The sequence below is a fragment of the Sporosarcina sp. OR05 genome (genome assembly GCF_041414805.1).
Lineage (GTDB): Bacteria > Bacillota > Bacilli > Bacillales_A > Planococcaceae > Sporosarcina > Sporosarcina saromensis.
Genome location: NZ_JANKJL010000016.1, coordinates 35,161 through 48,152 on the forward strand (window position 1 = coordinate 35,161; position 12,992 = coordinate 48,152).

Annotated in this window: 15 protein-coding genes; all 15 read right to left on the bottom strand. The window is 43.5% G+C overall.

The window, feature by feature from the left end; genetic code table 11:
- Window positions 1-68 precede the first annotated feature (68 nt).
- Window positions 69-305 carry an anti-sigma-F factor Fin gene (locus tag NRI27_RS16490; protein WP_371391684.1) on the bottom strand — a complete coding sequence of 79 codons (237 nt, stop codon included), beginning with the start codon at window positions 303-305 and terminating at the stop codon, window positions 69-71.
- A gap of 55 nt (window positions 306-360) precedes the next feature.
- Complete coding sequence (pth, locus tag NRI27_RS16495; RefSeq protein ID WP_371391685.1) at window positions 361-924, bottom strand: aminoacyl-tRNA hydrolase; 564 nt, start codon at window positions 922-924, stop codon at window positions 361-363.
- Between the two features lie 112 nt (window positions 925-1,036).
- On the bottom strand, window positions 1,037-1,669 hold the full coding sequence (locus NRI27_RS16500) for a 50S ribosomal protein L25/general stress protein Ctc (protein ID WP_371391686.1): 633 nt from the start codon (window positions 1,667-1,669) through the stop codon (window positions 1,037-1,039).
- 82 nt (window positions 1,670-1,751) lie between these two features.
- Window positions 1,752-2,711: a ribose-phosphate diphosphokinase gene (locus NRI27_RS16505; protein ID WP_371391687.1), complete on the bottom strand. Its 960-nt coding sequence runs from the start codon at window positions 2,709-2,711 to the stop codon at window positions 1,752-1,754.
- Window positions 2,712-2,725: 14 nt separating this feature from the next.
- Complete coding sequence (glmU, locus tag NRI27_RS16510) at window positions 2,726-4,096, bottom strand: bifunctional UDP-N-acetylglucosamine diphosphorylase/glucosamine-1-phosphate N-acetyltransferase GlmU (RefSeq protein ID WP_371391688.1); 1,371 nt, start codon at window positions 4,094-4,096, stop codon at window positions 2,726-2,728.
- A gap of 277 nt (window positions 4,097-4,373) precedes the next feature.
- Window positions 4,374-4,658, bottom strand: a complete 285-nt coding sequence (gene spoVG, locus NRI27_RS16515; protein WP_317945905.1) for a septation regulator SpoVG — start codon at window positions 4,656-4,658, stop codon at window positions 4,374-4,376.
- 1,497 nt (window positions 4,659-6,155) lie between these two features.
- Complete coding sequence (locus tag NRI27_RS16520; protein WP_317945908.1) at window positions 6,156-6,533, bottom strand: RidA family protein; 378 nt, start codon at window positions 6,531-6,533, stop codon at window positions 6,156-6,158.
- A gap of 1 nt (window position 6,534) precedes the next feature.
- Entirely contained in the window at window positions 6,535-7,362 is an 828-nt protein-coding gene (gene purR / locus NRI27_RS16525) for a pur operon repressor (RefSeq protein ID WP_317945910.1), read from the bottom strand.
- 57 nt (window positions 7,363-7,419) lie between these two features.
- Window positions 7,420-8,286, bottom strand: a complete 867-nt coding sequence (gene ispE / locus NRI27_RS16530; RefSeq protein WP_317945912.1) for a 4-(cytidine 5'-diphospho)-2-C-methyl-D-erythritol kinase — start codon at window positions 8,284-8,286, stop codon at window positions 7,420-7,422.
- A 173-nt stretch (window positions 8,287-8,459) separates the two neighbouring features.
- Complete coding sequence (locus NRI27_RS16535) at window positions 8,460-8,645, bottom strand: small, acid-soluble spore protein, alpha/beta type (protein ID WP_317945914.1); 186 nt, start codon at window positions 8,643-8,645, stop codon at window positions 8,460-8,462.
- 128 nt (window positions 8,646-8,773) lie between these two features.
- On the bottom strand, window positions 8,774-9,040 hold the full coding sequence (veg, locus tag NRI27_RS16540; RefSeq protein WP_317945916.1) for a biofilm formation stimulator Veg: 267 nt from the start codon (window positions 9,038-9,040) through the stop codon (window positions 8,774-8,776).
- Between the two features lie 146 nt (window positions 9,041-9,186).
- Window positions 9,187-10,071, bottom strand: a complete 885-nt coding sequence (gene rsmA / locus NRI27_RS16545; protein ID WP_371391689.1) for a 16S rRNA (adenine(1518)-N(6)/adenine(1519)-N(6))-dimethyltransferase RsmA — start codon at window positions 10,069-10,071, stop codon at window positions 9,187-9,189.
- Window positions 10,064-10,624 (bottom strand): ribonuclease M5, encoded by a 561-nt coding sequence (gene rnmV / locus NRI27_RS16550; protein WP_317945920.1) that lies wholly within the window; start codon window positions 10,622-10,624, stop codon window positions 10,064-10,066. The genes rsmA and rnmV overlap by 8 nt, the downstream gene beginning before the upstream one ends.
- 151 nt (window positions 10,625-10,775) lie before the next feature.
- Window positions 10,776-12,002 (bottom strand): resuscitation-promoting factor, encoded by a 1,227-nt coding sequence (locus NRI27_RS16555; protein ID WP_371391690.1) that lies wholly within the window; start codon window positions 12,000-12,002, stop codon window positions 10,776-10,778.
- A 176-nt stretch (window positions 12,003-12,178) separates the two neighbouring features.
- A complete protein-coding gene (locus NRI27_RS16560) occupies window positions 12,179-12,949 on the bottom strand; it encodes a TatD family hydrolase (protein ID WP_371391691.1) in 771 nt (256 codons plus the stop codon).
- Window positions 12,950-12,992: the final 43 nt, after the last annotated feature.

Consider the following 12,992-nt stretch of genomic DNA (forward strand, 5'->3'; position numbering starts at 1 on the left):
GCTTTGCAATAGATGAATGAATTGAAGTGAAAAAAGCTTTGTGCGCCGAAAACGCCAAAGCAGCAGTTCTATTGTAGCCATTTCTTTAATGCATAGTAATCCGGGAACAGCAGAAGTGACTGTTCGCAATCCTCACAAATGCATCGAACGGTCAACGAACCATCTTGATTATATTCAATAAAATGCTCATGTCCATCATGCTCTTGTTCCGTTTGTTGCACTTGCTGAATGACTTCGCCGGCAGATGAAAACGGAATGCTACCGACTTCTGTATTACAATGTCTACATGAATAACGGATCGTCAACTTATCATCAGCCCCTTTTACACAAAGTATAGGCTAAATGATGTGTGATTATTCCTTATGCTTTATTATAGTGATTCATCACATCGAGAAATGGGCTTTTGAGCCAGTCTAGACAAGCTGATGCACTCTTTTTCACCATTTCATCCAGCAGAGGCTGTTCTTCCTTACTGAATGAAGACAAAACGTAATCTGACACTTTCATGCCACCTGTAGGGCGACCGACGCCAATACGAATGCGGTTAAATGTATCCGTTCCAAGATGGGCAATTAATGATTTCATACCATTATGACCACCTGCACTCCCCTTTTGGCGCAAGCGTAATTTCCCAGGCGCAAGGTCAAGATCATCGTAGATTACGACAATTTCATCAGGATGAATATCATAATAATCCATGAGCGGAGCTACACATTCGCCAGAGAGGTTCATGTAAGTGAGAGGCTTGACGAGCATCACTTTCCCTTCCGGACGGTGGATAATCGTATAGGCCCCGTTGAACTTTAGTTGCATGGCAGGTGCATCCATCTGCTTCGCCAGTTCATCAATTACATGAAAGCCGACATTATGACGGGTCATTTCATATTGCTTACCCGGATTCCCGAGTCCAATTATCATTTTCATAAGTTTACTCTTCCTTTGACGGTCTTGGTATTCCATATACTACTCAATGCTTTTCAATACAATGTTAAAAAGGGCGCACGGATGAAAACGTGCGCTCCTTAGCTTCTGTGTATTACTCTTTGTCTTGATCGCCAACGACTTCCGGTTCTGCATCAGGTGCTGCTCCATCGGCATCCAGCTCGTCCAACTCTGCTTCCGTTCGTGGCGCAGAAATTAAAACAAGACTGTAGTCATCGTCATTCAGAATTTCAAATTTCGACTGCTCGCGGACATCTCCGACAGTAATCGTTTCACCAATTTTCAAGCCTGAAACGTCGACATCAAATGATTCCGGGATATCTGAAGGCTTCACTTTAATAAGCACTTCAAAGTTTGGCTGTTGTACAATGCCGCCTTCTTTCTCCCCGATGGATTGGCCGACAAGATTGACGGTTACGTTGACTTCAAGCTCTTCTGTCATGTTAATGGCCAAAAAGTCCGCATGGCGGATATCGCCTATTAATGCGTCTTGTTGATAGTCGTTTAACACGACGTTCAATTCCTCGCCGTCTACATCCAGTTTAATGACACCATTTCGTCCTGTTTCACGCAACGTGAATAGTAAATCACGTTCTTTAATTGCGATTGGTGTAGATTCTGTTTTGTATCCATAAACGACTGATGGAATGTACCCATCTTTTCTTAATGCTGATAAAGCTGATCGCGTTTTAGTTTCTCTTCGTTTCGACTGAATTGCTGTACTCATGTGCGTAGTCACCTTTCCTAAAAAAAGTTATTCTATCTCTTGAAATACCCAAAATCAGACGACGGTAAACTATATTGCTTGCTTACTCAAACAATGTGCTGACAGATTTCTTTTCAAACACGCGGATGACTGCTTCTCCTAGGAGTTTCGCAATCGATAATTGTTTGATTTTTGGAGATTTTTTGCTTTCTGGTAGTTCGATCGAGTTCGTAATGACCAATTCTTTAATGCGTGAATTGTCGATTCGTTCGATTGCAGGACCAGATAAGACCGGATGTGTACAGCAAGCATACACTTCCTTCGCGCCGTTTTCGATGATCGCGTTCGCTGCGATTGTAATCGTTCCGGCTGTGTCAATAATATCGTCAATGAGGATAGCCGTCTTACCTTCGACATTACCAACGATACTCATTACTTCGGCAACGTTCGGGCGTGGACGTCGTTTGTCGATGATCGCAATCGGCGCTTTCATACGATCCGCCATTTTTCTTGCACGCGTAACACCACCGTGATCCGGAGATACGATGACGAGCTCATTCCCCTCTAGACCTTTCCCTTTGAAATATTCAGTAAGGATTGGTTCTGCAACAAGGTGGTCGATTGGAATATCAAAGAAACCTTGAATTTGAGGTGCGTGCAAGTCAATAGCAATGACGCGGTCAGCTCCCGCTTTTTCAAGCAGGTTTGCTACAAGCTTAGCTGTAATCGGTTCACGTGAACGTGCTTTACGGTCTTGGCGCGCATAGCCGTAATATGGCATAACGACATTGATGGTACGTGCTGAAGCACGCATTAATGCATCAATCATAATTAGTAGTTCCATCAAGTTGTCGTTGACAGGATTAGAGGTGGACTGGATGACAAAGACGTCACAGCCTCGGATACTTTCTTCGATGTTAATTTGAATTTCTCCGTCACTGAAACGTTTGACAGAGCACTTGCCGAGCGGACGACCGATTTCGTCTGCCACTTGTTGTGCAAGTGATTCGTTCGATGTTAAAGAGAATATCTTCAGTTTATTGTCAGGATAATGATTAGCCATCATGGCCCCCCTAGTTAGTTATGATTTAGTTTTGTTGCGTATCCTTCTTTATTCTCCTGGCGCGCGCGCGCAATTGCAAGTGAATTTTCTGGTACATCTTTTGTAACCGTCGATCCGGCCGCGACATAAGCGCCTTTACCAACTTTTACAGGTGCAACTAAATTAGAATTGCAGCCGACAAATGCACCATCTTCAATGGTCGTTTGGAATTTATTCTTCCCATCGTAATTCACTGTAATTGTTCCACAACCGATGTTCACATGGGTACCGACTTCCGCATCGCCGATATAGCTTAGGTGAGAAACCTTGCTTCCTTCCCCTAACATCGTCTTTTTCACTTCTACAAAGTTGCCGATTTTAACATTGTCGCTGAGATTGGAATCCGGACGGATATGTGCGAACGGCCCTACTGTCGTACCTGACCCGATTGTACTGTCGCGTACGACTGACGAATGAATGGTTGTATCATTGCCAATTTTACTGTTGCTAATATGACTGTTTGGTCCGATTGTACACTTTTCACCGATTGTTGTGTGACCTTCAATCATCGTACCCGGCTGTAGCACTGTGTCACGCCCAATTTCAGCATCTGCACTAATGTACGTGTTGCTTGGATCAATGATGGTTACGCCATTGCGCATATGTTGCTCAGCAATGCGTTGACGCATCACTTTTTCAGCCTCTGCCAATACGACACGGTCATTGACACCAATCGTTTCACTGAAATCATCGGTTACAAAAGCTGCGATACGTGCATTTTCAGCTTTTAAGATTCCAATGACGTCGGGTAGGTAGTACTCACCTTGCGCATTGTCATTTTTCACTTTCTTTAGTGCTTCAAAAAGCGCTCGGTTATCAAAACAATACGTCCCAGTATTAATTTCAGTCACATTTCGTTCTTCTGGTGATGCATCCTTATGCTCGATGTTGCGAAGGACGTTCCCTTCCTCATCTCGGATAATACGACCATAACCTGTCGGATTATCTGCATGCGCTGTAAGAATTGTCGCTTTCGCTTTCATTTCGGTATGATGTGTGAGTAATGCTTGCATCGTTTCCGATTTGATAAGCGGTGTATCGCCACAGACGACGAGTGTGACACCATCCAGCTCACCAAGTTGCGCCTCTGCTTGTTGCACAGCATGTGCAGTGCCTAATTGCTCCGCTTGAAGCGCGTACTCGCTTTTCGCTCCTAGTGTTTGTTCCACCATTTCTGCGCCGTGACCGACAATCGAAACGATTTTATCCGCTCCGATTCCAATGATATGGTCGACAACGTGCTCGACCATTGGTTTCCCACAAACAGGATGCAATACTTTATATAAATCGGATTTCATCCGCGTCCCTTGTCCTGCAGCAAGGACGATGGCGTATGTATTCGTCATGTGCTGGCCTCCATCCATAATTTCATTATTGACTATAGCTGAAAATAATAGACATTTCAACTATACCCCCTTGACAAGCTGTCATGATTATTTTAATATGGTTGTTTTCATTTTTCGATTGATGTGCTTACATGACAGTAGGATCCTCACAACAAAGTTAGATTGATGAGGGAGCAATTTTTTGTCGATGGACGGCTCCAACCCAAAAAGCACAGACCCGAGATTTGAATGTCAAACCCCACGCTGTGCTTTCCATCATGTGCTTTTAGAAGAAAACTTATGCTCCAGCCTCTTCCAAAACCCCTTTTTCTTCAACCATATAATACGCAGACAAAACCGCTTCTTGTACTTTCATCCGTGCTGACGTGTTAATCGGATGCGCAACGTCCCGAAACTCCCCTTCAGGCGTCCGCTTACTAGGCATGGCGACAAACAATCCATCATTCCCCTCAATGACACGGATATCATGCACGACAAACTCACCATCCAACGTAATCGACGCAATCGCCCTCATGCGACCATCCGTCTCCACTTTCCTCAGTCTCACATCTGTTACTTCCATTCTTTTCCCACTCCCTTTTTGTTTACATTGCTCAACAACTATATTCTACAAAAGTAAGCATTTCCCTTTTTTTTTCGAAAAATATTTTTAATAAATTTGAAATATATGTAACGCTTTGAGGATTGGAGGGTTTTTTGCTTGGAATGGGGGGCTATTTTTGTTTGGGCAACTGATTTGTCGTGTTTTTTAATGGTGGTGTTAGCAGCAAAAGTGTGAGTGGTCGTGAGATTCATTGCACAAACTGGATGAGTTGTGATAAACTGCGGGCGAGCGGGGAAACTAGCTGATAAGCGGTGATAACGGACGACTAAACGATAATAATGCCTACTTTCCGTCCTAGATGATCGAAGAATTCCATGAAAACGACGAATCGGTGGTAAAGTGGATTGAAACGGTGGTAACTGGCTGTGAATCGGTGGTAACGCGCTGAGTTTCGGTGGTAAACTCGCCTGAATCGGTGGTAACGCGAATGCTCCGTCCAAAGATTGCTACATTGTACTAAAAAACGACGAATCGGTGATAAAGTGGCTCGAAACGGTGATAACTAGCTGAGTTTCGGTGATAAACCCGCCCGAATCGGTGATAACTGCTCGAGAATCGGTGATAAACTCATTAGAATCGGTGATAACGCTTTTCTTAGTGGAGAATGTTGCTCGTTTCTCACGCTAGACATCAAATTACAACGATTTCAACTAATTAATTTACATATAATGGTCCAGTGGTGATAAACGCTCCACAAGCGGTGATAAAGTGGCTAGAGTCGGTGGTAACTGGCTGTGAATCGGTGGTAACGCGCTGAGTTTCGGTGGTAAACTCGCCTGAATCGGTGGTAACGCGAATGCCCCGTCCAAAGATTGCTACATTGTACTAAAAAACGACGAATCGGTGATAAAGTGGCTCGAAACGGTGATAACTAGCTGAGTTTCGGTGATAAACCCGTCCGAATCGGTGATAACTGCTCGAGAATCGGTGATAAACTCATTAGAATCGGTGATAACGCTTTTCTTAGTGGAGAATGTTGCTCGTTTCTCACGCTAGACATCAAATTATAACATTTTCACCTAATTAATTTACATATAATGGTCCAGTGGTGATAAACGCTCTACAAGCGGTGATAAATCCTGAAAAAGCGATGATCATGTTAATTGCCGACAAAGGTGATTGCTACATTCTAATGAAAAACGATGAATCGGTGGTAAAGTGGCTCGTATCGGTGGTAACTGGCTGTGAAACGGTGGTAACGCGCTGAGTTTCGGTGGTAAACTCCCTCAAATCGGTGGTAACTGCCTCAGAAACGGTGGTAACGGAAATTCTCCCGTCCAAAAACCTGCTAATTTCCATTTAAAATGATAAATTCTCAATCATCATCTAAACATCGGTAATAAAGCAGGCAACAGGATTACATCACAAGCAGATATCCCACAATTCCCTCCCCTTCAATCCCCCACTCCCAATAAAAAACCCGCTCACGATAAATGAGCGGGTTTGGGAAATTTTTTATTCGCCTGCTAGTGCAATGACTTCGATTTCGACGGATGCGTCTTTCGGTAGTCTTGCTACTTCTACTGTGGAGCGGGCAGGTGTGTGTGAACCGAATTGTTGCGCGTAAACGTCGTTTAGGGCAGCAAATTGGTTCATGTCTTTAATGAACACAGTTGCTTTAATGACTTGATCCAATGAGGAGCCTGCTTCTTCTAGTACGGCTTTTAGGTTCGCGAATACTTGATTCGTTTGCTCTTCAATTGTGCCTTCGACGAGTAGGCCGTCTGGTGTCATTGGTAGTTGTCCGGATGTATAAACCAATCCGTTTGCTTTTACCGCTTGTGCATAGGGTCCGATTGCTTGAGGTGCGTTTTTTGTCGCTACGTAATTCATGTTAGTTTCCACCCTTCGTAAAATAATTGCCTTCTTCTAGCTCAATGGTGCGGTCTTTCTCGTTCATCGCGCGGAGCTTGACCAACGAGAGGTAGTCATCGACGAGGACTTCTTCTGCATGTTCTGCCTCGACAAGGACAGCGATGCCTGCGAGTTCGCAATCGAATTCCTCCAACAGACTTTTCATGCCAGCCATTGTGCCCCCTGCTTTCATGAAGTCGTCGGTGATGAGTACGCGCTGCCCACTTTTCATGCTCCTTTTAGATAATACCATTGTCTGAATCCTTCGTGTAGAGCCGGATACATAATTTATGCTCACGGTTGAACCTTCTGTCACTTTACTATCCCTGCGTACGACCACGACAGGTACGTTTAAATGCCTAGCAATCGCATGGGCAATTGAAATTCCTTTTGTTGCGACTGTCATGATCACATCTATTTCCGTCTCACTAAAAGCAGATGCAAAGACTTTCCCTATGCGATCCATTATGGAAGGATTGCCTAAGAAATCTGTCATATATAAATAACCGCCCGGCAATAGACGATCTGAACGTCCTAGACTTTCTTTCATGAGGGCCATCACTTCACGAACTTCTGTCTCCGTGACATGCGGTATGTATTTTACTCCACCCGCCGCACCTGAAACGGTGATTAGTTTACCCGTGCCGTTCTCTTCAAAGGTTTCCTTGACGATGGTCAAGTCTTCACTTATCGAGGACTTAGCTGCATGATAGCGCTCAGAAAAGAAAGTGAGCGGTATGAGGGAATGTGGATGTTCCAACAGATGACGTGTCATATCGACAAGCCGTTCGCTCCTTTTCCACTTCATAATTAACAACCCCTACATCCGAATATTTTATTCGTACATTATCACGAATGTACGTTTTTAATCAAGAAGAAACCGTTCTCCTGTCATTCTGACGGCATGTACTTCTTTGCAGAAGCCTTTTAAACCGTTATATACTCTGGAAACTCTCGCTTCCTGTTTCACAAAACCGAATACCGTCGGACCACTGCCACTCATTAATACGGCATCTGCCCCGAAGCGTTCCATCTTTTCTTTCAGATCAACGACTTGCGGGTGGATTTTCATCGTCACTGGCTCTAGAACATTGCCGAGAGAAGCACACATTTTGGCGTAATCCCCTGCATGCAGCGCCTCTAACATGCCTGCTGTGTCAGGATGTTGAATGGTTGCAACGTCAAGGTTCCGGTAAATGTCGGCTGTGGAAACGGAAATGGTCGGTTTCGCCAAGATGACCCAACAATTTGGCGGTGCTGGCAGGTGTTCAATTTTTTCGCCTCTGCCTTTTGCTAACGCAGTACCACCATGTACACAGAAGGACACATCGGAACCGATTTTTGCACCGATATCTGCCAGTTCATCCGCACTTAAGCCAAGCTTCCATAGTCGATTCAATCCACGTAATGTTGCTGCTGCATCGGAACTGCCACCTGCGAGTCCTGCTGCAACGGGTATTTTTTTGTCGAGTGTAATTTCGACACCACTACGGACATTGAATTTCCGTCTTAACAAATCTGCCGCTTGATAAGCCAAATTCTTTCGGTCATTCGGCACAAATCGCTCGGATACTTTAATGGTAATCTTATTGTCCTGTGTAGGTCGAAGCCAAACGCGGTCTGCTAAGTCAACGGTCGTCATAATCATCTCAACTTCATGGAAACCATCGTCGCGTTTATGTAGTACATCGAGTGTCAGGTTAATTTTTGCTGGCGCTTTCTCATATAACATCCAGCCCCCTCCATTCCAGGTTGTCATTGTTCACTATTTTACCATAGCGAGGAGGGTTTGAACCGCGAAATCTTCTTGAAGGCCATAAAAAATGGAAAAGAGCTACATGAACGACAGATACGACGTCCATGTAACCCTTCCCTTGTCAGTCATCATTTGGATAATAGGTGCTCTTAGCGGTTCGTTTTTTCGTTCGCTAGTCCACGGTTTGCCATTTCAATCGCATGTTTCACCATGTTACCTGCATCCCGGGACTTGATGCCTCCCCAACCTTCTCGCTGAACAACATCGTAAAAGCCAAGCTCCTTAGCGATCTCTTCTTTCAAGTGCTCAGACATTGTACTTCGTTTTCTAGCCATCCGGCTTCTCCTCCTTGTTGACTGACACTACTAGTATGTCCGTCCATACACAAAAAACACTTAAGCTTATCCAAGTAGGATCGCTTAAGCGTTTTAAATAAAAAAACAATACAAGATTGCTGAAACGGTTATTTGATGATGAACGCTGTCGCGTCTCCGTCATCCAATACAGTTATTTCGACAGCTTCAGTCAAAATATCTGCGTAGCTGTAAGACACCCTCTCAAAAGCATTTTCGTCCTGGTCCAGTTCAACAACAAAAACCGCACGATACGTTTCACGAAGGACACCGGCACGTTCGATTGTCTTCTTACGGCCGCCATTTGCACGTACATGCAAACGTTTACCTAGGTGATCATCCAATGACTTCTTAATGTCCGCTAATGTTTTTGGCACGTCGCTTACACCTCACTAAATACCAGTATAACACTGTTAAAAAGTTCTGTCAATTGAAACGGTAATTTTAACTGCGAACCCTTCAGTTTGTCAATTCTTTTTTTGCTTTTTTCGACAACTGGTTTTAGTTTTCTGCCTTATTTTCGTCACGACATGCGGAATTCAGGATATAATGCATTTGCCAACGCACCAAATTCTTGGATTGTTAACGTCTCGCCTCTTCTGCCTGGATCCATCCCAATTTGTTCGAAAGCTTGCAAGATCTGTTCTTTTTTCGCTTTGCCGTTTGGTAAGGATGCCTGCAAATTGTTCAGCAGTGTCTTTCTTCTTTGGACAAATGAGCCTCTCGCCACTTGGAATAGAAAATCTTCATCTATCACTTCCACTGGCACCTGTTCTTTCCTTGTTAACGTCAACACAGCTGATTCAACATTCGGCTGCGGCACAAAAACGGTTTTCGGGACAATCATTGAAACTTCTGCATCCATGTAATACTGGACCGCAATTGATAAAGATCCATAAGCCTTCGTACTTGGAGAAGCCGTTATACGATCTGCCACTTCCTTTTGCATCATAATAACCATAGCGCGAATCGGTACTCGATCGAGAAGGAACTTCATAATAATTGGAGTTGTTACGTAATACGGTAAGTTCGCGACAACTACAAGGTCATCGTAACCACTGAATTGCTCCTCAACGACTTTATTCAAATCGGCCTCTAGAACGTCCTGGTTAATGACCGTTACATTATCGTAAGGAGATAACGTATCCTCCAATACAGGCAGCAATCGCCCATCGATTTCAAATGCCACTACTTTCTTTGCCGCTCTTGCGATATGTTCTGTCAAAGCACCAATTCCCGGCCCGATTTCAATAACGCCTGTACGTTCTGTTAAATCTGCATGCGACACAATATTACGCAAAATATTTGGGTCGATTAGGAAGTTTTGTCCTAAGCTTTTTTTGAATGAAAAACCGTATTTCTCTAAAATTTCTCTCGTCCGGATTGGTGTTGCAATGTCTTTATTCATGAGCTTCCTCCTCTTGCAGAGCTTGTAATGCTTCCTTTAACTGCTGTGGCGTAATCCGAAACATTTCGAGTCGCTTTTTCAACCCTTTACCGTTCACTTGTCCAATTTGAAAATACTCACTTAGCCGATCACGGTTTCTTTTCGCTTCAGGGTGTCCAATTAATTTATTTTCAATTAAAAATACCAATGGAATTTCTTCCACCGATTCTCCGTCCAATGAATAGACCGCTTCAAGCGCCTCTTTAATATGCTGATCGCTCGCATGTTCAATGCCTAGCCCTTGTCCGTTTTTAGCAATGGTCTTCGATTTGTGTAAGAACGCGTGTTTAACGTCAGGAATACGCTCTTCGATAATTGCCCGTATTCTTCTGCCAGGAAAATCTGGGTCGGTAAATACGATGACGCCACGGGTCTCATGCGCAAGTTGAATTTGTTGCAATGTTTTTTCGTCTATTGCCGACCCGTTCGTCTCGATAGTATCTGCACCTATCGCGCGTTTTATGGCGATTGTATCCGATTTTCCTTCCACAACGATAATTTCTTTTATTTTCACGTGTATCCTCTTTTCATCTCATACGGTCTATAGTAATAGTACGTGTTGCAGCGGTACTTGTACAGAAGGCGAACTCGTAGTACGCATACATAGAAAAAAACCGTAGGACCGATGAAGCCCCACGGTAAATACGGTAGACAGTATAGTCAAGTTAGTCGATAATTTTCACTTTCACTTGTCGGCGTCCAAAATTATAGGCTGCAGACTTTGTTGGTACGTGAAGATCAATTCTCTTCCCTTTAATCGCACCGCCAGTATCACCTGCAATTGCATAGCCGTACCCTTCAACCCAAACTTTTGAGCCAAGTGGAATAACACTTGGATCGACAGCAATGACTTTCAGGTTCGGATTCTCACGTAAATTAATGCCTGTTGCCGTTTTACCGGTACATCCATTGCAATATGCTGTATAGGCTGTAGCAGTTACATAAAATTCTTTACCACCTGAAGGTGCTGAATCACCACGTGAAACCGTTACCGGCTTTTTGTTCGAAGCTTGGGCAACCATCACTTTTGAACCGACTGACACAATCTTTTTCTGTGGCTCCTCAAGTACTTTCTCACTTAACAATGTACGAGAAACTTCTTTACCATTTTCTTTAATCACTTCAAACTTGCGTTGTACGGAGCCTTTCTTACCTTCTTGGACGACTTTCTCGCGTCCTTTTAATAGCTTGGCATCACTTTGTGTTACAACCGCAAAGTTTGTTGGTTCTTCCACTACATCGGTGACCTTTTCTACCCGCACGACTTCAATGACCGATCCAGGCGTAACGATGCCGTCTGCCTCCTGTTTCAGTTTATCGTGTTCATTCAGTTGAATGTTCTCTCTCTTTAAAAAGTCAGCGACCGTAGTCGAAGTTGACCATACCTTCTTTTCATTTCCGCCATCGACAAGCGTCACTTGAAAAGCTTTTTGAATGGAAATGGTTTGATCATCGTCAAGATTAGCTTGTAGACTTGGTTGTACTTCATCGTTTTCTTCAAGTGTAATGTCGGCGACAGCTAATATATCGCTAACTTTCGATTCCGTTGTCCAAACCTTTTTCGTCTCTTGATCGATTTGTATCTCTACTTGTTTTGCCTGTTCCCACCTGATCGATAAACCTTCTTCGATTGGTGTATTCACTGAGGGTGAAACTAAATCGTGGTCAGCTACTTCAATTTCCTGATCGGATAGAAGCTGCCCAACTGTATGTGCAGATGTTTTTAATTCGGTTTTCTCATCGTTCACTTCCAAAGTGACCGACTTCTTCGTGCCCTCGTAAAGGACGAGTGAAATGACTGAAACAAATAATGCGAATGCAATTGCTGTTATCGCTATTTGTTTACTCCTCAATGACCTATAGAACAGATTTTCCATGGTGCTTTTTATCATGAAAAAACTCCTCCTTCATCACTCGGCTGATTATAAAGCTTCCTTTTCGACGTGTCAATAGATTAGAATTTTCACCGAACAATATACTTTCCGTAAAAACCGGTACCATTTCACATATGTAAGGAACACCTGTCAACAAGCAAAACCACTCTTACAGTTGGTTACAGCTTTATCAATCACTTAGAAATCCGAAATATTTTCAACGCATTTTCTGTCGTACGTTTTGCAACTTCTTCTATAGAAATTTCCTTTAGTCTTGCAATCTCTTCCGCCACTAACGTAACGAGAGCTGGCTCATTCCTTTTTCCACGATGTGGGTGGGGAGCCAAGTATGGAGCGTCCGTTTCGATTAATAAATGATCAAGCGAAATTTCAGTAGCGACTTGTTTTGGCATTTTTGCATTTTTAAACGTAACAGGGCCGCCTAAAGAAATCAAAAAATTCATCTCAATGCATTCCTTAGCTGTTTCTACGCTTCCTCCATAACAATGCATAATGCCACCTGTCAAATGCGCTTCTTCTTCCTTCAAGATTCGCACAACATCAGCGGTCGCATCCCGATTGTGAATGATAACTGGTAAGTTCACTTTTTGAGCGAGTCGAATTTGCTTTCTGAACAACGCTTGCTGAACATCTTTTGGTGACTTGTCCCAATAGTAGTCGAGTCCAGTCTCACCAATCCCTACAACTTTAGGGTGTGCTGATAGCTCTTCAATCCATTGCAAGTCTTCATCTGTACAATCTATCGCATCGACAGGATGCCAGCCGATAACAGCATAAATGAATGGGTACTGTTCAGCTAACACCATCGCCTTTTCAATAGTAGGTCGATCAAAGCCGACAACAACCATTTTATGGACCCCTGCTTCAACTGCCCGCTCAATCACTTCTTTAACGTCTTCTTCGTATTGGTCTGCGTTTAAATGAACGTGTGTATCAATCAACATTCCGATTCTCTCCTCATAGCATTCATTGTATTTCAGTCGTTTG